This window comes from Microbacterium sp. oral taxon 186 str. F0373 (genome assembly GCF_000411455.1).
Lineage (GTDB): Bacteria > Actinomycetota > Actinomycetes > Actinomycetales > Microbacteriaceae > Microbacterium.
The window spans coordinates 890,213-913,120 of sequence record NZ_KE150457.1; the positions used below are offsets into that span (position 1 = coordinate 890,213).

21 protein-coding genes and 2 pseudogenes are annotated in these 22,908 nt (G+C 70.2%); 11 read left to right on the forward strand and 12 right to left on the reverse strand.

The window, feature by feature from the left end:
- Nucleotides 1-14: 14 nt before the first annotated feature.
- The 5 genes from argG (at nucleotide 15) to HMPREF1529_RS04040 (ending at nucleotide 6,474) form a co-directional block, all read left to right on the forward strand.
- Entirely contained in the window at nucleotides 15-1,457 is a 1,443-nt protein-coding gene (gene argG / locus HMPREF1529_RS04020) for an argininosuccinate synthase (RefSeq protein ID WP_016463799.1), read from the forward strand.
- Between the two features lie 60 nt (nucleotides 1,458-1,517).
- Nucleotides 1,518-2,141 carry a TetR/AcrR family transcriptional regulator gene (locus HMPREF1529_RS04025; protein WP_016463800.1) on the forward strand — a complete coding sequence of 208 codons (624 nt, stop codon included), beginning with the start codon at nucleotides 1,518-1,520 and terminating at the stop codon, nucleotides 2,139-2,141.
- Nucleotides 2,141-2,836, forward strand: a complete 696-nt coding sequence (locus tag HMPREF1529_RS04030; protein WP_016463801.1) for a hypothetical protein — start codon at nucleotides 2,141-2,143, stop codon at nucleotides 2,834-2,836. Before HMPREF1529_RS04025 ends, HMPREF1529_RS04030 begins: the two co-directional genes overlap by 1 nt.
- Complete coding sequence (locus HMPREF1529_RS04035) at nucleotides 2,833-4,686, forward strand: YhgE/Pip family protein (protein WP_016463802.1); 1,854 nt, start codon at nucleotides 2,833-2,835, stop codon at nucleotides 4,684-4,686. The genes HMPREF1529_RS04030 and HMPREF1529_RS04035 overlap by 4 nt, the downstream gene beginning before the upstream one ends.
- A 342-nt stretch (nucleotides 4,687-5,028) precedes the next feature.
- Nucleotides 5,029-6,474 (forward strand): phytoene desaturase family protein, encoded by a 1,446-nt coding sequence (locus tag HMPREF1529_RS04040; RefSeq protein WP_016463803.1) that lies wholly within the window; start codon nucleotides 5,029-5,031, stop codon nucleotides 6,472-6,474.
- Nucleotides 6,475-6,493: 19 nt separating this feature from the next.
- Here HMPREF1529_RS04040 and HMPREF1529_RS04045 read toward each other — a convergent pair whose 3' ends face one another.
- The 8 genes from HMPREF1529_RS04045 to HMPREF1529_RS04080 form a co-directional block, all read right to left on the reverse strand.
- Nucleotides 6,494-7,057 carry a GNAT family N-acetyltransferase gene (locus tag HMPREF1529_RS04045; RefSeq protein ID WP_005054798.1) on the reverse strand — a complete coding sequence of 188 codons (564 nt, stop codon included), beginning with the start codon at nucleotides 7,055-7,057 and terminating at the stop codon, nucleotides 6,494-6,496.
- A gap of 289 nt (nucleotides 7,058-7,346) precedes the next feature.
- Nucleotides 7,347-7,703 (reverse strand): monovalent cation/H(+) antiporter subunit G, encoded by a 357-nt coding sequence (gene mnhG, locus HMPREF1529_RS04050; protein ID WP_016463804.1) that lies wholly within the window; start codon nucleotides 7,701-7,703, stop codon nucleotides 7,347-7,349.
- Nucleotides 7,700-7,969, reverse strand: coding sequence for a monovalent cation/H+ antiporter complex subunit F (locus HMPREF1529_RS04055; RefSeq protein WP_016463805.1), 270 nt, complete (start codon nucleotides 7,967-7,969; stop codon nucleotides 7,700-7,702). The genes mnhG and HMPREF1529_RS04055 overlap by 4 nt, the downstream gene beginning before the upstream one ends.
- A complete protein-coding gene (locus tag HMPREF1529_RS04060) occupies nucleotides 7,966-8,547 on the reverse strand; it encodes a Na+/H+ antiporter subunit E (RefSeq protein WP_016463806.1) in 582 nt (193 codons plus the stop codon). The genes HMPREF1529_RS04055 and HMPREF1529_RS04060 overlap by 4 nt, the downstream gene beginning before the upstream one ends.
- Nucleotides 8,544-10,109 carry a Na+/H+ antiporter subunit D gene (locus tag HMPREF1529_RS04065; protein WP_016463807.1) on the reverse strand — a complete coding sequence of 522 codons (1,566 nt, stop codon included), beginning with the start codon at nucleotides 10,107-10,109 and terminating at the stop codon, nucleotides 8,544-8,546. Before HMPREF1529_RS04065 ends, HMPREF1529_RS04060 begins: the two co-directional genes overlap by 4 nt.
- Complete coding sequence (locus HMPREF1529_RS04070; protein WP_016463808.1) at nucleotides 10,106-10,651, reverse strand: Na(+)/H(+) antiporter subunit C; 546 nt, start codon at nucleotides 10,649-10,651, stop codon at nucleotides 10,106-10,108. The genes HMPREF1529_RS04065 and HMPREF1529_RS04070 overlap by 4 nt, the downstream gene beginning before the upstream one ends.
- Entirely contained in the window at nucleotides 10,648-13,575 is a 2,928-nt protein-coding gene (locus tag HMPREF1529_RS04075; RefSeq protein WP_016463809.1) for a Na+/H+ antiporter subunit A, read from the reverse strand. The genes HMPREF1529_RS04070 and HMPREF1529_RS04075 overlap by 4 nt, the downstream gene beginning before the upstream one ends.
- A gap of 56 nt (nucleotides 13,576-13,631) precedes the next feature.
- Nucleotides 13,632-14,681, reverse strand: coding sequence for a LacI family DNA-binding transcriptional regulator (locus HMPREF1529_RS04080; RefSeq protein WP_016463810.1), 1,050 nt, complete (start codon nucleotides 14,679-14,681; stop codon nucleotides 13,632-13,634).
- A 106-nt stretch (nucleotides 14,682-14,787) separates the two neighbouring features.
- Here HMPREF1529_RS04080 and HMPREF1529_RS04085 point away from each other — a divergent pair, with 106 nt between their 5' ends.
- The 4 genes and pseudogenes from HMPREF1529_RS04085 (at nucleotide 14,788) to HMPREF1529_RS04100 (ending at nucleotide 18,683) form a co-directional block, all read left to right on the forward strand.
- Nucleotides 14,788-16,023 carry an MFS transporter gene (locus HMPREF1529_RS04085; protein WP_016463811.1) on the forward strand — a complete coding sequence of 412 codons (1,236 nt, stop codon included), beginning with the start codon at nucleotides 14,788-14,790 and terminating at the stop codon, nucleotides 16,021-16,023.
- A pseudogene (locus HMPREF1529_RS04090) lies at nucleotides 16,020-17,224 on the forward strand (HNH endonuclease). The gene HMPREF1529_RS04085 and the pseudogene HMPREF1529_RS04090 overlap by 4 nt, the downstream one beginning before the upstream one ends.
- A 50-nt stretch (nucleotides 17,225-17,274) precedes the next feature.
- Nucleotides 17,275-17,967 carry an endonuclease NucS gene (nucS, locus tag HMPREF1529_RS04095; protein WP_016463814.1) on the forward strand — a complete coding sequence of 231 codons (693 nt, stop codon included), beginning with the start codon at nucleotides 17,275-17,277 and terminating at the stop codon, nucleotides 17,965-17,967.
- A 20-nt stretch (nucleotides 17,968-17,987) separates the two neighbouring features.
- Entirely contained in the window at nucleotides 17,988-18,683 is a 696-nt protein-coding gene (locus HMPREF1529_RS04100; RefSeq protein ID WP_016463815.1) for an HAD hydrolase-like protein, read from the forward strand.
- A gap of 180 nt (nucleotides 18,684-18,863) precedes the next feature.
- Here HMPREF1529_RS04100 and HMPREF1529_RS04105 read toward each other — a convergent pair whose 3' ends face one another.
- Nucleotides 18,864-19,070 (reverse strand): cold-shock protein, encoded by a 207-nt coding sequence (locus HMPREF1529_RS04105; protein WP_005054759.1) that lies wholly within the window; start codon nucleotides 19,068-19,070, stop codon nucleotides 18,864-18,866.
- Nucleotides 19,071-19,326: 256 nt separating this feature from the next.
- On the opposite strand from HMPREF1529_RS04105, the gene HMPREF1529_RS04110 reads away from it, so the two are divergent.
- Nucleotides 19,327-19,926: a GntR family transcriptional regulator gene (locus HMPREF1529_RS04110; protein WP_232212048.1), complete on the forward strand. Its 600-nt coding sequence runs from the start codon at nucleotides 19,327-19,329 to the stop codon at nucleotides 19,924-19,926.
- Between the two features lie 46 nt (nucleotides 19,927-19,972).
- On the opposite strand, the gene HMPREF1529_RS04115 is transcribed toward HMPREF1529_RS04110, so the two are convergent.
- The gene (locus HMPREF1529_RS04115; RefSeq protein WP_016463817.1) at nucleotides 19,973-20,719 is read right to left on the reverse strand and encodes an SDR family NAD(P)-dependent oxidoreductase; all 747 of its coding nucleotides are present in this window, start codon (nucleotides 20,717-20,719) and stop codon (nucleotides 19,973-19,975) included.
- 9 nt (nucleotides 20,720-20,728) lie between these two features.
- Complete coding sequence (locus tag HMPREF1529_RS04120; protein ID WP_016463818.1) at nucleotides 20,729-21,934, reverse strand: MFS transporter; 1,206 nt, start codon at nucleotides 21,932-21,934, stop codon at nucleotides 20,729-20,731.
- A 59-nt stretch (nucleotides 21,935-21,993) separates the two neighbouring features.
- On the opposite strand from HMPREF1529_RS04120, the gene HMPREF1529_RS04125 reads away from it, so the two are divergent.
- Nucleotides 21,994-22,680 carry a GntR family transcriptional regulator gene (locus tag HMPREF1529_RS04125; RefSeq protein ID WP_016463819.1) on the forward strand — a complete coding sequence of 229 codons (687 nt, stop codon included), beginning with the start codon at nucleotides 21,994-21,996 and terminating at the stop codon, nucleotides 22,678-22,680.
- A gap of 102 nt (nucleotides 22,681-22,782) precedes the next feature.
- On the opposite strand, the pseudogene HMPREF1529_RS16050 reads toward HMPREF1529_RS04125, so the two are convergent.
- Nucleotides 22,783-22,908, reverse strand: a pseudogene (locus tag HMPREF1529_RS16050) (alpha-L-rhamnosidase-related protein); the annotation flags it as partial.

Genomic DNA, 22,908 nt, shown 5'->3' on the forward strand with positions numbered 1-22,908 from the left:
GTAGGCTGGGCGGCATGTCGAAGGTCCTTCAGTCCCTGCCCGTCGGCGAGCGCGTCGGCATCGCCTTCTCCGGGGGGCTCGATACCTCCGTCGCCGTCGCATGGATGCGCGACAAGGGCGCCGTCCCGTACACCTACACCGGCGATCTGGGCCAGTACGACGAGGACGACATCGATGCGATCCCCGGTCGCGCCCTGCAGTACGGCGCCGAGAAGTCGCGCCTCATCGACTGCAAGCCGCTGATGGTCGAGGAGGGCCTCGTCGCCCTCGCCTGCGGTGCGTTCCACATCCGCTCGGGCGGGCGCACCTACTTCAACACGACGCCCATCGGCCGCGCCGTCACCGGCACGCTCCTCGTGCGCGCGATGAAGGAAGACGGCGTCGACATCTGGGGCGACGGCTCGACGTACAAGGGCAACGACATCGAGCGCTTCTACCGCTACGGCCTGCTCGCCAACCCGGCGCTGCGCATCTACAAGCCCTGGCTGGATGCCAATTTCGTCACCGAGCTGGGTGGTCGAAAAGAGATGAGCGAGTGGCTCGTCGCGCACGACTTCCCGTACCGCGACTCGGTCGAGAAGGCATACTCCACCGATGCCAACATCTGGGGTGCGACCCACGAGGCCAAGACCCTCGAGCACCTCGACGTCTCGCTCGAGATCGTCGACCCGATCATGGGCGTGCGCTTCTGGGACCCCACCGTCGAGGTCGCGACGGAGGACGTCTCGATCACCTTCGAGGCCGGCCGGCCGGTCGCCATCAACGGCGTCGAGTTCGCCGATGCCGTCGCCCTGGTCAGAGAGGCGAACGCGATCGGCGGCCGTCACGGACTGGGCATGAGCGACCAGATCGAGAACCGCATCATCGAGGCGAAGTCCCGCGGTATCTACGAGGCACCCGGCATGGCGCTCCTGTTCATCGCGTACGAGCGCCTCGTCAACGGCATCCTCAACGAGGACACGCTGGCGACGTATCACGAGCAGGGTCGCCGACTCGGCCGCCTCATGTACGAGGGACGCTGGCTGGAGCCGCAGTCGTTCATGCTCCGCGAGTCGATTCAGCGATGGGTGGGCTCTGCCATCAGCGGCACCGTCACCCTGCGCCTTCGCCGCGGGGAGGACTACACGATCCTCGACACCGTGTCGCCGAACCTGTCGTACGCCCCGGAGAAGCTCTCGATGGAGCGCGTCGGAGATTCCGCGTTCGGGCCGACCGACCGCATCGGTCAGCTCACGATGCGCAACCTCGACATCGCCGACTCGCGGGCCCGTCTCGAGCAGTACGCGGGCCTCGGACTCATCGGCGGCGCGACCGCCGAACTGGTCGGCGACCTCGCGTCGGGCGCGTCGGCGGAGATCACCGGACACGTGGCCCCGTTCGACGAGGCGCGCGAACAGCTCGCGGAGGCGGTCGACGAGGCATCCGAGTCGGCGTCGTTCGACTTCGGCGCCGACTGACAGCGCGCTCACGGCGCCTCGAAACTTGCACAGCAGTGTGCAAGTTAATACACTGACCGGGTGACCACCCCCGCACCCCTTCGACGCCCGAGAAAGGATGCCGCCGCCAACCGTGCCGGCATCCTGCAGGCGGCTGCGACCACCCTGGCGCTCGACCCGTCTGCCTCGATCGACCAGATCGCCCGCGCCGCCGGATTGTCACGGCGTGCACTGTATGGACACTTCGACGACCGCCAGGCGCTGCTCACGGAGCTCATCGCCGCGGGCGCCCAGCGCTTCAACGCGATCGCCTCGTCGCTCGACGAGCCGCACCCTCCGCTCGCCCTGGCCCGGTTGACGGCGGCGCTGTGGACCGAGGCCGCCCATGTGCAGGTCGCGGCCGCTCTCGCGCTCGACGAGGCGCACCTCGAGCAGACCGCCACCGCGCTCGCCCCCCTGCGACGCGCGCTCGTCGGTGTCGTCCGCGCCGGTCAGGACGACGGCACCCTCCGCGTCGACATGGCCGCCCCGACCCTCGCGCGTCTCATCGAAGAGACGGCGCGCGCCGCGGTCAGCCGCATCGACGCGTCGTCACCGATCGCGACCTCGCTCGCCGTGCGCGCCGTCCTCAGCATCGCCGGACTGTCCTGGCGCGAGTCCGAAGCGCTGCTGAACGCCCACCCCGATGTGCTGGAGGCGAACTGATGCGCGTGCGTCTGGATGGGGTGCAGAAGGGCCGCCGCGGAGAGGCCCTGGGCGCGACGAGCCTCAGCTACCGCAGCGGCCGCGCCACCCTCGCGGTCGCCGAGACCGAGCAGCGCCCCACGGTGCTGGGGCTCATCTCCTCAGGGCGCATGCGCCCGGATGCCGGCACCGTCGCACTGGACGACGCCATCGACCGCCGCGCCCGCAACGCGCTGCGCCGCCGCGTCGCCCTCGTCGATGCCCCCGATGTGAGCGAGCCTGCGCCGAACATCGCGGTGGCCGGTGTCGTCGCCGAAGAGCTGATGTTCGCTGGCCTCGCATCCGACCCGCTGTCGGCACGACGGTGGCTCGACGAGCACGACCTCCGATCGTCGGCGCGACTGCCGATCGCCGACCTCGCACCGGCGCACCGGCTGCGCATTCTTCTCGAACTCGCGTCCGCGCGTCCCGGGGTCGACGGCCTCGTCCTCGTCTCCCCCGACCGCCACGGCGGCGACCCCGCCCAGTGGTGGGAGCTCGCCGAGGAGTTCGCCGACCGAGGGTTCGCCGTGCTCGTCATCGCCGGCGAAGCGGCCGCTGCTGCACTGGCCGACACCTCGGCATCCCTGGCGCCACATCCCTCCAGCGCCCGCGTCCTCAAGCCCAGTCGCGTGCGCCTGCGCACCACCGCTCCCCTCGCTGGAGGCCACCGATGAAGATCCCCGCCATGATCGCTGCCGAGCTGCGGCGCCTCACGGCGACGCGGATGTCGGTCATCGCCCTCGTCGCCCTCATGCTCGTGCCCGTCCTCTACGGCGGGCTCTACCTGTGGGCCAACCAGGACCCGTACGGGCACTTCTCGGAGGTTCCCGTCGCACTGGTCGACCTCGATGAGGGGTCGGGGACCGGCGGCGATGCGGCACAGTACGGCAGCCAGGTCTCGCAGCAGCTCATCGACGGTCACGCCTTCGACTGGCGTGCGATGAGCGAGGCGGATGCCGCGACCGCGCTCCACGACGGCACGGTCGACTTCATCGTGACGATCCCCTCGGACTTCTCCGCGGCCCTCGTCTCCTCCGGCGGTACCGCACCGCACCAGGCGACGATCGGGCTGCAGACCAACGACGCCAACAACTACCTGGCCTCGACCATCGGCACGCAGGCTGTCGAGAAGATCCGTCGCTCGGTCGCCGAGCTCGTCGGTCAGGAGGCGGCGTCGCGCCTGCTCGGAGGCCTCGCCGACATCCGCGCCCAGCTCGTGCAGGCGGCCGACGGTGCCACCACCCTCGCCGACGGCGCCTCCCAGGTCGCCGCAGGCAGCACGACGCTGGCGCAGGGCACCGCGGCGCTCGCGCAGGGCGCAGGAACGCTCACCGACGGTGCGAACCAGGTCGCCTCGGGCGCCGCGCAGGTCGCCGACGGAGCAAACCGCGTGTCGGCAGGCACGGCGACGCTCGACGGCTACGCCGATCGCGCGTCATCCGCAGGGCAGCAGGTGGTCGCCGCGATCCCGCAGGCCCGCACCGACATCGCGAAACTGCTGGCCGACCGCGGAGTCGACCAGCCGACGATCGACCGGGTGCTCGCTGCGCTCGATCCCATCGGCGATGCCGCGGTGACCGGCAACGACCGCCTTCAGGCCGCGGTGTCGCAGGTTGACGAGCTGGCCTCTGGGGCGGCGCAGGTCGCCTCCGGCGCCGCACAGGTCTCCTCCGGGGCGGCGCAGGTCGCCGGCGGCGCCGGCTCGCTCCGCGACGGCGCCGACCAAGCCGCGGCGGGGGCTGCGGCCCTCGCGGCCGGGACGGGTCAGGTCGCCGGCGGCGCCGGCTCGCTGCGCGACGGACTGGCGTCGGGGGTGCAGGCGATTCCCGACACGGATGCCGCAACCCGTGATGCGCAGGCCAAGACCATCTCCGATCCGGTCGCGGTGAGCTCGAGTGCGCAGACCTCGGCGGGAGACTACGGCGCCGGGCTCGCCCCGTTCTTCGCGGCTCTCGCCGGCTGGATCGGCATCTACGCGCTCTTCCTCATCGTCAAGCCCATCTCGCGCCGCGCCGTCACGGCGCTGCGCTCGCCCCTCCGGGTGACCATCGCCGGCTGGCTGACCCCTGCCTTCCTGGGCAGCGTGGGCATGGTTGCGCTGTTCGGGGTGCTCTCCTTCGCCCTCGGCTTCCGGTTCGCCAACCCGCTCGGCACTCTCGGCATCCTGATGCTCGCCTCTTTCACCTACGCGGCGATCATCCTCGCGCTGAACGTCTGGCTGGGCTCGGTCGGCCAGTTCGTCGGCCTCGTACTCATGGTGCTGCAGCTTGTGACGGCGGGAGGGACCTTCCCCTGGCAGACGCTGCCGGCGCCGCTGGCGGCGCTGCACCACGTGCTGCCGATGGGATACGTCGTCGACGCCATGCGCCAGCTGATGTACGGCGGCGATCTCGCCCGCGTCGGCACGGACATCAGTGTGCTGCTGCTGTGGCTCGGCGGGGCGCTGGCCCTGGCGGCCGTGGGAGTGACACGGATGACACACCGCCGGACGCTCCGCGACCTGCAGCCGAGCCTCATCGGGTAGTGCGTGGCGCGGACTCCGCCCGCCCGCCCGCGCCACGTTCCGTATTCAGTCCGCGAGAGCACGGCGACCAGCCCCACCCGCGGGATTCCGGGTCGGCCGGCCGAGCGTGAGCCGGCGGAGACTGAAGACGGAACACGGAGAGGCGGAGAGGCGGGGGCAGGCAGGCGCATCCGCGCGTCACCCCCACCGGCGCCGACCCGCAGGCCTCTACGATCGGAAGGGACCCGGAGGAGACTCAATGGCGACCAGCGCTCGGCAGTTCGACGACGAGCGATCATCCGCCACTTTCGGCGACTCGCGGCGGAATCGCCATCCGCGACACAACGAGGGGGCGGGGCGGGCATGACCGACGTCGAGGTGGTGGGATCGGGCCCCAACGCCCTGGCCGCCGCGGTCACGCTCGCGCGGGCGGGCCTGTCGGTGCGCGTCTTCGAACGGATGGCACAGCTCGGCGGCGGAGCCCGCACCGCCGAGACGGTGGCACCCGGGTTCCGCCACGACACCTGCTCAGCCGTGCATCCGCTCGCGCTCGCCTCTCCCTTCTTCCGCGCGTTCGGGCTCGCGCGGCGCGTGGAGTTCGTCACCCCGGAGATCTCGTTCGCGCATCCTTTGAGCCCCATCGACGGCGGCTCCGGCATCGCGTACCGCGACCTGGAGCGCACCGTCGACGGCCTCGGCCGCGACGGTGCCGCCTACCGACGGTTGATCGCCCCTCTCGCCAGCCACGCGCGGGAGGTCGCCCGGTTCACGGGGTCCCCGCTGCTGCGCGTGCCGCCGCATCCGCTCGTCACCGCCCGTTTCGGTGTGCGCGCGCTCGTCCAGGGCAGCGCCGCGTGGAATGCGCCCTTCACCGGCGCCGTCGCACCGGCCATGATCACCGGTGTCGCCGCCCATGCGATCGCACCGCAGCCGAGCGTGGTCGCCGCGGCCGCCGGGCTCGCCCTGCAGACGCACGCGCACGCGGCCGGATGGCCGATCCCCATCGGCGGCTCGCAGGCGATCTCGGACGCTCTCGCCGACGACCTTCGCGCACACGGCGGCGAGATCGTTCTCGACCATGAGATCACCTCGCTCGACGAGCTGAGCGCCCGAGCGGTGGTGCTCGATGTCACGCCCCGCGCACTCGTGCGACTCGCCGGCGAGCGGATGCCGGGGTCCTATCGACGACGCCTGGAGCGATTCCGCTACGGCAGCGGCTCCGCGAAAGTGCAGTTCGCGCTGTCGGGGCCGGTCCCCTGGGCCGACGAACGGATCGCCGGAGCCGGCACCGTGCACATCGGCGGCACGCGTGCCCGGATCGCCGCGGCCGAGCGCGACGTGCTCGCCGGGCGACACGCGGCATCCCCCTATGTGCTCGTCTCGCAGCCGTCGGTCTTCGACTCCACCCGCGCACCCGAAGGCCACCACGCCCTCTGGGCGTACACGCACGTGCCGGCCGGTTCGACGGTGGACCAGACCGAGGCCGTGATCCGAGCGATCGAGAACGTCGCACCCGGGTTTCGCGATGTGATCATCGCGTCGCACAGTACGACCGCCGCGCAGCTCGAAGCCGACAACCCGAACTACATCGGCGGCGACATCGCGGCCGGCGCCGCGACACTGCGTCAGCTGCTCGCGCGCCCCGTCCTCAGCACCGAGCCGTGGCGTACGCCTCTGCCGGGCGTCTACCTCTGTGGGGCCGCAACGAGTCCCGGTCCGGGGGTCCACGGGCAGTCGGGATGGTTCGCGGCACGCAGCGTGTTACGGCACGAGTTCGGAATGCCGCACACGCCCTCGCTCGCGCCCTGAGATCCCTGCTCCGGCCGCGTCACCGCGTCGGCATCACCTTCTCGAAACGGAAGCCCCGGTCCTCACCGTCGAAGCTCTCCGCCGACCCCTCCGGAGGGGTCGGACCGCCGGGCGGCTCCGGGTGAGGATGCCCCTCGTGGAAGAACTCCACCGCGTGAAAGCCGCAGACGTTGATGTAGAAGTGGATGTTGCGCACTTCGAAGTGTGGAGTGAAGGTCTCCCAGACCCTCGTGTCGGGATAGTGCTCCTCGATCGCCCGCCACGCCAGCCGCCCGAGTCCTTGACCTTCTCGACCGAGGTCGATGAAGAACAGCTCCAGCGACCGGTGGCCGGGTTCGCGCCCAGGGACGACGACCGCGCCCCCGACGCGCTCGCCCCCCTGGATGACGTGGAAGACCTCTGCGCCGGGCGCATCGAACGACGCTGCCAGCTCCTGATCGCTGGGTATGGGCTCGGGGCTGGGGTGTCCCGTCTCCCTCTCCACCGCTGGCGCAAACGACGCCTGGAGGCGCGTGCTGAAGTCGGAAAGGTCGTCGGGGAGCGCCGGCTCGAGCGTCAGGGGTGGTGGGGTCGTGGTCGTCAAGGTGTGGTGCCTCTCTGGAGCGGTGCTTCCAGTACACACTCCGCACCCGCCGAGCACATCGGCCGACTGACCGGTGCTGATCCCCGGTTCGGGGGGGTCCTCACCCCGAACACCCGAGTGCGCCCGGCCGCACCCGGCGAAGAGTGTCGGGGCCGGACCCGTGACCCCCCAGTTGACGGTCCGGCCCCCGACTCGTCCAGTGTGGACGGGAGGCGGAGTACGCGCACCGTTGTCCACAGCCCGTCTCGGCATCCAGCGCAGGAACATGCCTGTGGAGGAGTCGGCGCGCTCAGCCGCCCGCGGCGGGGGGCGTCCGACGGGCCTCGTCGAGCTCGTCGACGTACAGCGAGCGCTCGTCGATCGTGCCGTTGCGATAGGCCTGGCGCCCGACCATGTGCGCTGACAGCGGCGCCGTGGCCAGTTGCATCATCACCACGGGGACGAGGAAGGCGACGACCGGCCAGCTGCGCAGCGAGAGCGCGATCGCGAGGCAGATGAGGATGAGCCCGAGCACCTGCGGCTTCGTCGCTGCGTGCAGACGCGTCGGCACATCGCGGAAGCGCAGCAGCCCGATCGCGGCCGTGATGCACAGCAGGCCGCCGAGGAGCACGAGGACGAGGGCCACGATATCGAGGATGTCGTTCATCGGTCGGTGTTGTCCCTCCGTGCGACGAAGCGCGCCACGGCGATGGAGCCGAAGACGCCGACGGCGGCGATGATCAGCAGCGCCGGAAGCGACCGGGTGTGATGGTTGATCACCATGTCCGCGCCCAGGGCGCACATGACGAGCGTCAGCAGCACGTCCGACGCCACCGCGCGGTCGAGGATCGACGGTCCGACGATGATGCGCCAGAGCGTGAGCACGCCCGCGATCGCGAACACGACGTAGACGGCGACGATGAGGATGCTCACAGCCCGGCACCTCCCTCGCGCGGCGTCTGGGCGCCCGCCGCGCGGATCGTCTCCAGCTGGGCGCGCGAGCCGACGGCCCGCACGATCCGCGACTCCCAGCCCTGCACGGCGCGGCGCTGTCTGTCCACGTCATGGTCGGACGAGACGCCGAGGACATGCAGGAAGAGGATGCGGCGGTCACGGTCGACGTCGACGATCAACGACCCCGGGATGAGCGAGGCGGTCACCCCGACGTGGGCCATGATCAGGTCGTCGTCGGTGCGCAGCGGCACCGCGATCACAGCCGTCCCCGGGTAGCGCCGCGGATGGAGGGTCTGCCAGGCGACGAGCAGCGAGCCGCGGATGAGAGCGAGGAAGAACATCACCACGAAGACGAGGCCATACCAGAGGTTCACTCGTCCCGACAGCTCGACCGCCGGCAGTCGGAACACCCGCGTCACCACGACCGCCACGATGACGCCCGTCACGGCGGCGAGCACCGAGAACTGACCCCACAGCAGCATCCACAGGGCGACCAGCCACACGAAGAAGGGAAGCTGGCGCCAGACGGCGGCGGCCACCGATGATGTCGGGCTCACGATCCGCCCCCGTCGTCGAGCTGCACGAGCGTCACGGGCGTGAGCAGCGCATCGCCGATGCTCGCGCACAGCGTGTAGAGAGGACCGGCGAAGACCGTGAGGGCGACGGTGACCGCGACCATCCCCGCCGTCGTGGCGGTCATGATGCGCGGGATGACGCGGCGGGCGCCTTCGTCATCGGCCGCGGGGGCGTCGCCGAGGTACGAGATGCGGTCGACGACGCCGGTCTCCTCCGTGTGGTCGTCGTCCTCGCGCCAGAAGGCGAGGTTCCACGCGCGCATGAGGGTGTACAGGGTCAGCAGCGAGGTGACGATGCCGCCGATGATCAGGATGTACATGAGCGGCGTCCCGACCTCGGCCGCGGCGTCGAACAACGCGAGCTTTCCGATGAAGCCCGAGAACGGCGGCAGGCCGCCGAGGTTGATCGCCGGGATGAAGAACAGCACCGCCAGCAGGGGTGCGGCACGCATCAGACCCTTCACCTTCAGGATCGACGTCGAGCCGGCACGACGCTCGACGAGGCCGACCGCGAGGAAGAGCGTGGTCTGCACGATGATGTGGTGGACCATGTAGTAGATGGTCGCGCCGAGGGCGAGGGGCGTCGCGATCGCGAGCCCGAACACGAGGTAGCCGACGTGGCTGACGAGCGTGAACGACAGGATGCGCTTGAGCTCGGCCTGCGCCAGCGCGCCCAGGACGCCGACGATCATCGTCGCCAGCGCGACGATCAGCAGCAGGGTGTTGACGTCGTTGTCGCGGAAGATCTGCGTCTCGGTGCGGATCATCGCGTAGACGCCGACCTTCGTCAGCAGTCCCGCGAAGACCGCGGTGACGGGGGCCGGCGCGGTCGGGTACGAGTCGGGCAGCCAGAACGACAGGGGGAACACGGCAGCCTTGATGCTGAACGCGAGCAGCAGCATGAGGTGCAGGACAAGCTGCGTCGAATCCGGAAGCTCCGTCATCCGCTCGGCCAGCTGTGCGATGTTCACGGTGCCCAGGGCCCCGTAGATGGCGGCGATGGCGGCGAGGAAGAGGATCGAGGAGACGAGCGAGACGACGATGTAGACGACCCCGGCGCGGATGCGCGACTCGGTGGAGCCGAGGGTGATGAGCACGTACGAGGCGACCAGCAGGATCTCGAAGCCGACGTACAGGTTGAAGAGGTCGCCCGCGATGAACGCGTTGAAGATACCCGCCGACAGGATGAGGTACGAGGGGTGGAAGATCGTCACGGGGGTGTCGTCGTCGCCGTCGGCCGCGCCCTGCCCGACGGAGAAGAGCAGAACCGCGAGCAGCACGATGCTCGAGATCACGACGAGCAGCGCCGCGAGTCGATCGACGTACAGCACGATCCCGAACGGGATCGGCCAGCCGCCCACCGACACGGCGATCGCCTGCCCCGACGAGTCGACGGTGTACAGGAGCACGGCGGCGATCGCCGCCACGAGCGTCAGCGTGATGACCGAGACACCGACCTGGACGCGGCGCTGGCGACCGAAGACGAGCGCGATGCCCGCGCCGAGCAGCGGCAGGGCGACGAGAAGGGGAACCAGAGCGCTCACCGCGCATCACCCCCGTCTCGGCCGTCTCGACCCGGGCGATCGACGGGTGCGTCGTCGCGGATGCCGTCGAGGTCGCGGTGGTGCAGCACCGTGATCGGGGCCGTCTCGGTGCCGATGAAGTCGGTCGTCGCATCCTCGTCGTCGTCTTCGATGGACGTCTCGTCGTCCATCTCGTCCTCTTCGACCGCACCGCGATCACGCACGGCGATGTCTTCCTCATCGTCGACCACCGTGTCGGCCTTGCCCAGCTGCCAGGAGCGGTAGATGAGCGCGAGCAGGAAGGCCGAGACGGCGAAAGTGATGACGATCGCCGTGAGCGTCAGCGCCTGCGGTAGTGGGTCGCTCATCTCATCGACGCCACCCGCGCCGAAGAAGGGGGCGATGCCGGGGCGGCCCATGACGACGAGCAGGAACAGGTTGGTCGCGTTACCCAGCAGCAGGAAGCCGATCAGCACGCGGGTGAGGCTGCGCTCGAGCATCGCGTAGGCGCCGCACGCGAAGAGGGCGGCCATGATGACGATGAGAACGGCCGAGACGGTCACGAGACCATCACCCCCCGCTTTCGAAGTTCCTGCGTCTGCCGGTCGACCTCGCCACCGAGCGAACGCAGCACGTCGAGCACGAGGCCGACCACGACGAGGTAGACGCCGACGTCGAACAGAGTCGACGTCACGAACTCGATGTGACCGATGATCGGGATCTCCGCCTCCCAGAACACGCTCTTCAGCGGCGGCAGACCGAACAGCAGCGGCAGCACCGCCGTGGCGACGGCGAGCGTCATCCCGGCGCCGAGCAGACGGCCGGCATCCGTGGGGGCCGCCGCGCCGAGCTCGTATCGACCGCCCGCCACGTAGCGCATGACCAGCGCCATGCCGGCGACGAGCCCTCCCGCGAAGCCGCCACCGGGGAGGTTGTGACCGGCGAAGAGCAGGTAGATCGACACGACGATGATCGTGTGGAAGAGGATCCGCACGATGACCTCGAGCAGGATCGACCGGTTCTCCGGGCGCACCTTCTGGCCGCCCACGAGCCATGTCTGACGCGTGCTGTCGGGATCGCTTCCGCGGGGCCGCGGTCCCTCCGCCGTTTCGATGAGGGGCCGTCGCGTGCGGGTGACGCCCGTCGGCAGCGCCGAGATCGACCGGGAGATGAGATCGGAGCGGTGGGTGACGAACACCAGCGAGGCCACACCCGTGGCGGCGAGGATCAGGACCGACAGCTCTCCCATCGTGTCCCAGCCGCGCAGGTCGACGAGGGCCACGTTCACGACGTTCTTGCCGTGTCCGAGCTCGTAGGCGAGGTCGGGGAAACGCTCGGAGATCGGCGTCGCCACGCGCGCTCCGGTCGCGACCATCGCGACCATCGCCATCGTCGCGCCGACCGAGATGGCGAGGATCGCCCGGAGGATCGGCTTGACGGAGGCGTTGTGCTCCCCCAGGCGCGCGGGGATCCGCCGCAGCACCAGCGCGAACGCCACGAGGGTGACGGTCTCGACGAGGATCTGCGTCAGCGCGAGGTCGGGCGCACCGCTGGTTGCGAACAGGGCGACCATGCCGAGTCCGGTCGCCGAGACCAGCACGACGCCGGTGTAGCGCTTTCGGGCCCGCACCGCGAAGATCCCCGCGATGATCATGATCGGCGCGACCACCAGCTGCATGGGCGTCTGCCAGGCGTCGAGCGAGATCTGCCAGTCGCCGCTGGCGAACAGTGCCGTGCCCTCGGCCGCCACGAACACGACGAAGATCGTGCCGACGTAGACCGGCAGCGACCCGCGCTGAGTGAAGGTCGTGGTCCACACCGCGATGCGCGCGATCAGGCGGAGCACCAGGTTGTAGACATCGGCGGCGGTGAAGGGGAGCACGCGATGCGGCATCCGTCCCGTGCGCTGCGCGACGGCGAACACCACCGCGCCCAGCGCGATGCTGCCCAGCGAGAGGAACAGCGCCGGCTCCCACCCGTGCCAGAGCGCGAGATGGTACGGGTATCCGCCGACGGCGGGCAGTGTGTCGGCGTAGCCCGAGAACGCCGTGTCCAGCAGTGGGGCCGTGAAGCCCGCAGCGAGGGTCAACGCCGCCAGCAGGATCGGCGCCGCAAGGAAGCCCAGGGGAGGATCGGGCCACGGTGTGACGGGGCGGGCCGCACCCGCGGCATCCTTCTTCGTCCAGAACGCCCCCCATACGAAACGCAGGCCGTACGCGGTCGTGAGGATCGAGCCGAGAAGGATGCCGAGGAGCGGGATGAGCGCGTCGGGGCGGGTGCCACCCTCGAGCAGCGACGTGAGCACCGCCTCTTTCGCGACGAAGCCGACCGTGGGAGCGAATCCGACCATCGATGCGATGGCGATGATCGACACGACGGCGAGCGTGGGCGCCTGGCGCCCGACGCCGGACAGTTCGCCGATGTCGCGTGTGGACAGCTGGCGGTCGATGATGCCGACGATGAGGAAGAGCGCCGACTTGAAGAGCGCGTGGCCGATCAGCAGCGCGAGACCCGCAAGCGCTGAGTTTCGCTCTCCGTAGCCCAGCACGACGGTCAGCATGCCGAGCTGGCTCACCGTGCCGAAGGCGAGGATGCGCTTGAGATCGGATTCGCGCAGCGCCTGGAAGCCGCCCAGGAGCATGGTGAAGATGCCGAGTCCGATGACGATCGGCCGCCAGTGCTCGTTCTCGGCGAACGCGGGCGCGAACCGGGCGATCAGGTAGATGCCGGCCTTGACCATCGCCGCCGCGTGCAGGTATGCGCTGACCGGGGTGGGCGCGGCCATCGCGCCCGGAAGCCAGAAGTGGAAGGGGAAGATCGCGGACTTGCTGAGCGCGCCGACCAGCAGCAGGACGATCGCGGTGGAGAGCAGTCCCTCGCTGTCCGGTCTCAGCGCGGCCGTGCCGCTCACGATCGCGGTGATGCTGTTCGTGCCGTAGATCACCGACAGCATGACCGCTCCGACGAACATCACCAGGCCGCCCAGCGTCGTGACGAGCAGGGCCTGCAGGGCGGCTCGACGGCTCGCACCGCGGGCGTGGTAGAAGCCGATGAGCAGGTACGACAGGATGCTGGTGATCTCCCAGAACATCACGAGCACGATGATGTCGTCCGTCAGGACGAGTCCGTACATCGCTCCGGCGAACCCGAGAAGCACGGCGGCGAAGAGTCCGACGCCTTGCGTCTTTCCGTCGAAGTACCAGCGGCAGTAGAGCAGGACGAGCGCTCCCACCCCCGTGACGATGAGCGTCAGGACCCAACCGAGGGTGTCCATACGCATCGAGAGGTCGACGCCGAGTTGAGGGATCCAGGGAAGGGACTCGGTCGGCACCCGTCCGTCGATGATCTCGGGAGTGGCCAGGGCCGCGTGCACGAACGCCACGACCGGCAGCAGGGCCGCGACGAAGAATGCTCGCGGGCCGATGCGCCCGAGCAGCCACGGCAACGTCAGCGGAATCACCGCGAACGCAGCCAGGAGCACGAGCAATCTGGCCTCCTGACGGGTCGCGGGGGTCGGATGGCCAGTCTACCGGGCGACCGATGTCACCCGGCGCGCGAGGTCGTATTGCCGATGCGGAATGTAGAGGTGAGGTCGACGGACTCCGGTTCGCGTCCGTCCAGCATCGCGGCGATCGCGGCGCCCGCCGCGCGGCCTTTGGCCGTCGCGGGCTGGACGAGCGTGGTCAGCTCGTAGGGAGCGAGTCCGTCGACGGGAACGCCGTCGAACCCGGTGACGCTGACGTCCTGCGGGACGCGCAGGCCCGCATCCTCGGCGGCACGGATGACGCCGGCGGCCAGCAGGTCGCTCTGCGCGATGACGGCCGTGGGCCGCGTGCGCGGGTGGGCGAACAGCACACGGCCCGCGGCGAATCCGTCGTCGATGGAGCTGCCGGCGCACGCGAAGGCCGGGGCGTCGGGGAAGACGTCGCGAGCCCCCTGAAGACGGTCCCGCGTCACGTCCACGGTGATCTCGGCATCCGATGCGAGCCAGCCGACCGACCCGGCCGCGTCGGGCCAGAGGGTGACGATCGCCACACGCGTGTGACCGAGGTCGCGGATGTGCTCAGCCGCGCGCCGCTGCGCCTCGCGGTTGTCCAGCGCGATGCGCGGAATGCCCTCGCCGGCATCCCCCTCGACGACGACGACGGGGATGCCGCGGGCCTGCACGATCGGCAGGGATTCGCGCAGCGACCGGTCGCATCCGATGAGCACCGCGGCGTCGATGGAGGCGGTCGTGAGTGTTGGGGCGTTCTCGATGTCGAGCTCGGCGTCGCGGCGCAGGAGGAGGAGTCCGGCGCCGAGGGGCGCGACGGCCTCGGCCAGTCCGTCCATCAGGAGGCGCTGAACGGGATCGACGAACATGAAGTTCAGCGACGAGCCGACGACGACGGCGACGATGCCGCTGCGGCCCAGGCGCAGCGAGGCGGCGCGGGGGTCGGGGCCGGTGTAGCCGAGGGAGTCGGCGGCCTCGATGACGCGCAGTCGGGTGGTGTCGGAGACCGGGGTCTTGCCGCTGAAGACGACGGACGCCGTCGACGGCGAGACGCCCGCGACGCGGGCGACGTCGGCGATGGTGGCCCGGCGGTTCGTCACTCCCCGATGCTAACCCGCGTCGAATCGTTTCGGGCCGGTGATCCGCCTCTTGGCACCCTCAATGTCGCGGCATCGAATCGATTCGGAGAAAAGTGGATACAGTGAGGTGGTGATCACCCGCTCCCGCCTCGACCGCCGCCAGCTCGTCCGTTGGCGGACCTCGATCTTCACGCTGTTCCTCCTGTGCGGCGTGACCTTCGCGTCGTGGGCGTCGCGGCTGCCGGCCGTCAAGCAGAACCTCGGAATCGACGACTTCGAGGTCGGCATCCTGCTGTTCGCGATGGGTGCCGGCTCGCTCATCGGTGTGATGTCGGCCAATGTCGTCGTCGTGCGCTGGGGCGCCAAGCGCGGATTGTCCGTGACGATCGTGGGCATCGCGATCGGCCTGTTCCTCGCGGCGCTCGGGGTGGACGCACTGTCGTCGTATCCTCTGACGGTGGTCGGACTCGCGATGCTCGGCCTGTGCTTCGGCGCCACGGACGTGATGATGAACGTCGAGGCCGCCGAGGTCGAGCAGGCGTTCGAGCGCACGCTCATGCCGCTGTTCCACGCGTTCTTCAGCCTGGGCACCGTCGCGGGGGCCGGTGTCGGCGTCGCGATGACCGCGTGGGGGGTCGGCGCATCGTGGCACCTCGGCACCGTGGCCGTCGTCTGGCTCGTGATCACGGCCAACGCGCTGCGGTCCATCCCCCTGCTGGAGCGGATCGCGGTCGATCCCGACGCCGCATCTCCGGGGCGCCGGGAGCGCCTGCATGCCGCGCTCGAGGTCTGGCGCGACCCCCGCACCTATGCGATCGGCGCCATCATCCTCGGCATGGCCTTCGCCGAGGGCAGCGCGAACGACTGGCTGACGATCGCGGTCGTCGACGGTCACAACGAGTCGGAGGCCACCGGAGCGGTCTTCCTCACGGTCTTCTCCGTCGCGATGACGGTGCTCCGCGCGGTGGGCGGCCCGCTCGTCGACCGGATCGGTCGCGTGTGGACCCTCCGCGCTCTGTCGGTGGCTGCCGGGCTGGGCCTGGTCGTCTTCATCCTCGCGCCGAATCTTCCCGTCGCCTTCATCGGCGTGGCCCTGTGGGGAGCCGGTGCGTCGCTGGGCTTCCCCCTGGGCATGTCGGCGGCGGCCGACGATCCCCGCAAGGCGGCGGCCTCCGTGTCGGCGGCGGCGACCATCGGCTATGTCGCCTTCCTCTGCGGTCCGCCGGTGCTCGGCTGGGTGAGCCACCAGATCGGCATCCTCAACACCCTCTGGATCATCGTCGGGCTCATCGCGATGAGCGGCCTGGCATCGGGAGCCGCCAAGCCGATCGCGGGCTCGAAGGTGGGCGCAGGCCACCACTGAGGCGGTGCGTCGCGACGGGATGCCGCGCTCTCGCACACCTGGCGGGCCTCGTCGACGAGACCGCCGCCGTTGCCCGTGCCGTGACGGCAGCACAGGTCGCAGAGGTGCGGGTGCGGGCCCGCGCCGGGCAGCTCGCCGACAGTGAGGGCGCCGGACAACGTCTGTCGGTGCGTCAGCATGACATGGTGCTGCGGTGACGCTCGACGCGTGGGAGTCGGGCCGGATCACCCGTGGGCACGTTCGGATCGTCATGGATGCCGGCAGAGTCGTGCCGGTGCAGCGCCGGGCCGAGTTCGAGGCCGAAGCCGTGCGGCTTTGCGGGAGCGACACCCCGAACAGGGTGCGGGCGGCGGTGGAGATCCTCGCGGAACGCACGGCGGAGCGCTCGTTCACCGAGCGACACCGTGAGGCGGCCGCGTGCCGCCGCGTGCGCGTCGTTCCCGGGGCGGAGGGCATGTCTGATCTGGTGGCGACGCTGCCGACGGTCATCGCCGAAGGAGTCATGGATCGTCTCACGCAGCAAGCGACGGTCATCATCGATGCACGAAGCCCAGAAGACGACGATGCGCGAACGAGGGATCAGGTGCGTGCCGACGTGCTCAGCGACCTGCTGCTGAGCGGTGAGCTCACGGTGGATCCCACCGCCACCGGTGACGGACCGGGAACCCTCGGTGCGATCCGCGCGCAGGTGCAGGTGATCGTGCCCGTCCTCACGCTCCTCGGCACCGACGACGGGCCCTGCGACCTCGTCGGGCGCACGCCGGTGGATGCCGATACGGTTCGGCGTCTTGCCGCGAACGCGCCGACCCTCACCCGTGTGCTCACCGACCCGATCGACGGCACGGTGATCTCGGTCGACCGGTACCGCACCGCCGGACCGCAACGCCGGTTCCTCCGAGCCCGCGACCAGCACTGCCGCTTTCCCGGATGCCGCCGCGCGGCCATCCGCTGCGAGATCGACCACACCATCGACCACGCCCAGGGCGGACCCACCGCCCTGGGGAACCTCGCCCACCTGTGCCAGCGACATCATTCGATGAAGCAGTTCACCGCCTGGACGGTGCGACAGCACGCTCGGGGGATGCTCGAATGGACCTCGCCCACGGGCCGGATCTACCGAGAAGACGCCCCTGTCCCGCCGGTCGCCTTCATCATCGACCGGCCGTCACCTCCACCACCCGAATCCGCGCCGCCTTTCTGAGCATCGGCGCCCGGCGATGATCCGACCCCGGAGACTGCGAGACTGGACGGGTGCGTCTCATCATCGCCCGCTGCTCCGTCGATTACTCCGGACGGCTGAACACCCACCTTCCCCTCGCGACCCGTCTGATCATGATCAAGGCCGACGGGACCGTCGCGTTCCATCGAGACATCCAGCACGCCCCGCTCAACTGGATGAGCCCCCCGTGCACCCTCAGCGTCGAGGCGCCGGATGCCGAGTCGGCGTCGGCCGGCGTGATCGAACACTGGCGCGTGACCCACGCGAAGACCGGCGATGCCCTGCTCGTGCGGATCTACGAGGTGCTGCACGACTCGTCGCATGAGCTCGGCGTCGATCCCGGCCTGCAGAAGGACGGTGTCGAGGCCGACCTGCAGCGGCTGCTCGCCGAGCAGGTCGACGTGATCGGGGAGGGTCTCACTCTCGTGCGCCGGGAGTTCCCGACGGCGATCGGCCCCGTCGATCTGCTGCTGCGCAACCCGGACGGCGGCACGATCGCGGTCGAGGTCAAGCGCCGCGGTGACATCGACGGTGTCGAGCAGCTCACCCGGTACCTCGAGCTGCTCAACCGCGACCCCCACCTCGCACCGGTGGCAGGAGTGTTCGCCGCCCAGGAGATCAAACCGCAAGCCAAGACACTCGCCGGCGACCGCGGCATCCGCTGCGTGACACTCGACTACGAGGGTATGAAGGGCGTCGAATCGGGCGCGCCGCGACTGTTCTGACAGCACCCTAGGCTGGACCCATGACGATGCGATCCCCTTTCACGTGCGTGCTCTGGGACGTCGACGGGACCCTCGTCGATGCTTCCGACGGCATTCTCCGCCGTCTCACGACCGCCCTCGAGCACTTCGGCAAGCCCGCCCCGACGCGTGACGAGCTCGTGCATTGGATCGGTCCGCCGATGTTCAACTCGTTCCAGGACAACGTCGGCATGACGCCGGAACAGGCCACCGAGGCCGTCGCGTACTACCGCACCCTCGGCAAGGCCGACGGGTACACCACGGGAGCGCGGCTCTACCCGGGAGTGGCCGAGATCATCGCCGACCTCGACACCGCACACATCGCCCAGGCGACCGCGAGCTCGAAGCCGGAGGTGCAGGTCGTCGCACTCATGGAGCACTTCGACCTGGCGCCGCACATGACGGCGATGGTGGGCTCCACCCCCGATGAGAAGACGCTCGCGTCGAAGTCGGACATCGTCGCCGAAGCCCTCCGCCGCCTGCACGCGGCCGGAGTCGACACGAGCCGTCCGGTGCTCATCGGCGACCGTCACCACGACGTCGAGGGCGGCTCCGCGCAGGGGGTGCCGGTGATCTTCGTGCGCTGGGGTTTCAGCTGGCCGCACGAGGCCGATGGCGCGTCCGCCGCCGTGGAAGATGCGGCGCAGCTGCGGGCACTGCTGCTCATCGACGAAGAGTCCGCGTCTCACGCCGGCTGAGTTCGGCCGAGAAAGAGGGGCGCTGCGCGGCGATCGCCGCTGCAGCCGTGAGCGCCGAGAAGATCGTGCGACTGGATCTGGAGTGATCCTCGCTCACGACGAACGAGCCGCCGTCGCACAGGGTGTGGACGGCGGCTCGCTCCGACGTGAAAACGGCCCGCGTGAAGCGGGCCGCCGAAATCACAGGGGTCGGATGTTCTCCGCCTGCAGGCCCTTGGGGCCCTGGGCGATCTCGAACTCAACGCGCTGGTTCTCCTCGAGCGAGCGGTAGCCGCTCGATTCGATGGCGGAGTAGTGGGCGAAGACGTCTGCGCCGCCCTCATCGGGAGCGATGAACCCGAAGCCCTTCTCCGAGTTGAACCACTTGACGGTACCGCTGGTGCTCATGAACTGCCTTACTGACGTGCGACGTCGACGCGAGTGCGCCGACGGGGTCCACGCTAACGGTCGACATCCTTGCGCGCACTATCAGATGTGACAAGGTGACACAAACGTTGCAAGAACACAGCCAAAGGTGGCAAGCCCGACATGCTCCCGCGGCACGCGGCTGCAGCCGTACACTCGTCTCTGAGATGACCCGAACCGTCTCAGCAAGATGTCTGCTTATCTACACCCGATCGATCACAACGATCTGACCACTGGCGTGAGCCTGAGCGATGAGGTCTACGCGCGCATCGGCGCGGCCATCGTCGATGGCTCCCTCGCGCCCGGAGAACGCCTGCGCGATGTCGACATCGCGACGCAGCTGGGAATCTCGCGCACTCCCGTGCGGGAGGCACTGCAGCGCCTCGAGCGGTTCGGCCTCGTCGAGATCGCCGTCGGCCGCTACACCCGCGTATCCGTGCCCGACGAGCGCGTGCGCCGGGAGACGGGCGTGTTCACCGCCTACCTCATGGGCAACGCGATCCGTCTCGCCCTGGCCAACGCCACCGACGAGGAACTCGACGGCATCCTCGCGGCGGCCGACGCCGTGGTCGACAGCGCAGCCCACGACATCGCGGGACTGTTCACCCGCTGCACGCAGATGTTCGCGCTCATGACCCGCGCCACCCACAACACGGTCTTCATCGGTGTCGTTCGCGAGGTGGCGCTGACCTTCGAACGCAATCTGCGCGGATGGGAACCGTTCGTCACCGCAGCCGGGAGCCGCGTCGATCTCTTCCACGACCTGCGAGGTCAACTCGAGGCGCGCGACGGTCGCGGCGCCGAGGAGACGCTGAGGCGCCTGCACGATCTGCACTGAGGCTCCCGCCGACGCGGATCGGCGGATGCCGGGTTCCCGGCGCCGCTCAGCGTCCGAGCACCATCCCCCCGTTGGCAGAGATGATCTGCGCCGTCACCCATCCGGCATCCGGACCGAGCAGCCAGGCGATGATCCCGCCGATCTCCTCGGCCGTGCCCACCCGGCCGACGAGGGTCTGCGCGATGCGGTTCTGGACGACCTCGTCCGAGACCCCCGCCCAGAACTCGGTGCCGGGCACGAATCCCGGTGCGACGACGTTGGCGGTGCCGCCGAAGCGGCCCAGCTGTGCGGCGAGATCGAACATCCACGCGTGCAGGGCCGCTTTGGACGCACCGTACGAACCAGTGCGCGAGCCGCGCAGAGCCGCCACCGACGACAGCAGCACGACGCGTCCCCCGTCGGCTTCCAGCGCGGGTCGCAGTGCTTCGACCAGCAGAACCGCGGTCATCACGTTGAGGTCGAATCCCGCATGCCAGTGATCGCGGATGGCTTCGAGGCTGTCGTCGGATGCCGCGGGGGCGTTCCCCCCGGCGGAGGCGACGACGCCCGCGCAGCCGAGTCCCGCCTCTCGCACGGCACCGGCCACCCGGCGCGCGCCGTCGGGAGTGCTGACATCGGCATCCACGACGAGGAACGACGCCGGGTCGTGGGCGGCGACCTCCTGGAGCGGACCGAGGCGGCGGCCGACGAGGGTGACGTGGCGGCCCGAGGCGGCGAGCCGGAGGGCCGCGGCACGGCCGATGCCGGTGCCGGCACCGGAGACGACGACGGTGGAGCGAGGCGGGTCGTTCATGACACCACGCTAACGGTGCATACCGCGGTCTCGGCGCGGAGTGATCGCGAGTGCGGCGAGCGGCGTCGAGCCGACCAGCGCGAACGCCAGGGGGTAGCCCACCAGAGTGATGAGGCCCCCGACCAGCGGCCCGACCGCCGACGCCGCGACGAACTGCCCGGTGTTCTGGATGCCGAGGGCTCGGCCCGACCAGAAGGGTCCGGCCGCCTCCGCGACCGAGGTGTAGGCGAGGCCGTTGTCGGCGACGGCGATCGTGGACGCGACGAGGTACAGCACGCCGACGAGCGCGTCCGCGTGCACGGCACCGGCCGCCGCGAGCGCCGCCATCGCCACCACGCCGGCACCGGCGACCCAGCGCAGCACGCCGACGCGGGTGCCGACGCGATCACTGAGGTGGCCGACGACGATCCTGCCCACCGCGCCCACGAACTGCGATGCCGCCACGAGCGCGCCGGCCGCCGACGCACTCCATCCCACCGCCGTCACCAACCACACCAGGCCGAAGATCGACAACGCGAACTGCGGGACGACGAGAAGAGCCGAGGCGAGGTGGATGCGCACCAGGAACGCGCTGGCGCGATAGGGGTTGGTCGCGGCATCCGCCGGGCCGATGCGGCGCGCGGGACGCGGAGGATTGCGGATGCCCCAGGCGCAGAGCAGGGCGAGCGCGCCGGTCACCCCCGCGGCGACGACGAAGGGCACGGCGAGCCCGCCCTCGGCCAGCGGTGGAACCGTCAGTGCTGCGGTCGCGACGCCGAGCGGCTGTGACATCTGTCGGATGCCCATCGCGAGTCCCCGGCGCTGCACCGGGAACCAGCCGATCACGACGCGACCGCTCGCGGCGTTCGTGCTGGCCGACGCGGCGCCCCCGCACGCGAGGAGCACACCGAAGGCGACGTAGCCGTCACTGCTCGCCGCAGCGGCCGCGAGCGAGAACACGGCGGTGAGGACGAGCCCGCCGGCGATGATCTGCCGTTCGCCGTACCTGTCGGTGAGCACGCCCCACACGACGAGCGTGCACACCATGCCGAGAGTGGGCGCCGATGCGAGCAGACCCGCCTGAGCGAGGGGCATGGCGCGCTGAGTGTGCAGGAGAGGGATCAGGTAGGCCGGCGCCGAGACGAGGAGGGTTCCGGCGGCCTGCGCCAACACCCCCAGCGCCAGCATCACCCACGCCCGCGTGGGCGTCGCTGTCGTCGTGTTCGTGCTCGGCATCGTCTGATCCTCCGTCGGGTACACTCTGGTATACCACCCTGGTACACCAGAGGAGCGACGTGACCACTTCCCCCGAGACCGGCGGTCCGTACGAGCGCCTGCGCGCCGCCATCCTGTCCCTCGAGTTGTTGCCGGGTGAGCGGCTGAGCGAACGCGGACTCGAGTCGATGCTCGGTGGGTCGCGCACCCCCATCCGCGCCGCCCTCATGCGCCTCGAGAACGAGGGACTGACACGGCGCGATGACCGCACCTGGCGCGTGACGCCGATCGACCTCAGCGAGATCCGCGCGCTCATGGAGTACCGCGAGGCGCTCGAGACCGCCGTCGTCGCACTCGCGGTGGACCGCGCCGACGATGCCGAACTGGACAGCCTCGGCGCGATCGCCCGTGCCGGCGGCGAGCACGACGACGCCGACGCCGTACTGCGCGACGGCAGCGACTTCCACGTCGCCCTGGCACGACTGTCGCGCAATGCATTCCTCGTCGACGCGATCGCCGGCACGCTCGTGCGCCTCAGCCGCACCCGCTGGCTCGAGGTGCGCAGCGCCGCCTCCCGCGCCCACGCCGCCGCCGAGCACCGGGAGATCGTGGCCGCGGTCGCTGCCCGGGATGCCGAGCGCGCGCGTGAGCTCGTCGTCGCACACGGCCGCGGCACGCGCGACCGCGTGCTCGCATCGCTGTCGGAGGAACGCCTGCGGCTGCGCGGGCGAGGTCTGTCGATCGTGGAGTCGGCAGCGGCGGGCTGAGCTCGCGCCCCGTCACCTTCCGACGGTGGGCGGTGGCATGGTTCCGACGACGCCGACGCGCTCCACCCGCCCGCTCAGCGTCGGCGCGATGTCCACCTCGACGCCGACGACACGATGTATCCAGTCGGCGACCGCCCCGAGGGCGTCGTGGTTGAAGCTCGTCATCTCTCCGGGGTTGACGCTGCCGTCGGGGAGGAGGGAGTCCCAGCGCTCCCAGATCGTCGTCGC

Bases quoted from the DNA above. Each gene is read 5' to 3' on its own strand.
- argG (WP_016463799.1), top strand. From the start codon at position 15: ATGTCGAAGGTCCTTCAGTCCCTGCCCGTCGGCGAGCGCGTCGGCATC.
- HMPREF1529_RS04030 (WP_016463801.1), top strand. From the start codon at position 2,141: ATGCGCGTGCGTCTGGATGGGGTGCAGAAGGGCCGCCGCGGAGAGGCC.
- HMPREF1529_RS04035 (WP_016463802.1), top strand. From the start codon at position 2,833: ATGAAGATCCCCGCCATGATCGCTGCCGAGCTGCGGCGCCTCACGGCG.
- HMPREF1529_RS04040 (WP_016463803.1), top strand. From the start codon at position 5,029: ATGACCGACGTCGAGGTGGTGGGATCGGGCCCCAACGCCCTGGCCGCC.
- mnhG (WP_016463804.1), bottom strand. From the start codon at position 7,703: ATGAACGACATCCTCGATATCGTGGCCCTCGTCCTCGTGCTCCTCGGC.
- HMPREF1529_RS04100 (WP_016463815.1), top strand. From the start codon at position 17,988: ATGACGATGCGATCCCCTTTCACGTGCGTGCTCTGGGACGTCGACGGG.
- HMPREF1529_RS04105 (WP_005054759.1), bottom strand. From the start codon at position 19,070: ATGAGCACCAGCGGTACCGTCAAGTGGTTCAACTCGGAGAAGGGCTTC.
- HMPREF1529_RS04115 (WP_016463817.1), bottom strand. From the start codon at position 20,719: ATGAACGACCCGCCTCGCTCCACCGTCGTCGTCTCCGGTGCCGGCACC.
- HMPREF1529_RS04120 (WP_016463818.1), bottom strand. From the start codon at position 21,934: ATGCCGAGCACGAACACGACGACAGCGACGCCCACGCGGGCGTGGGTG.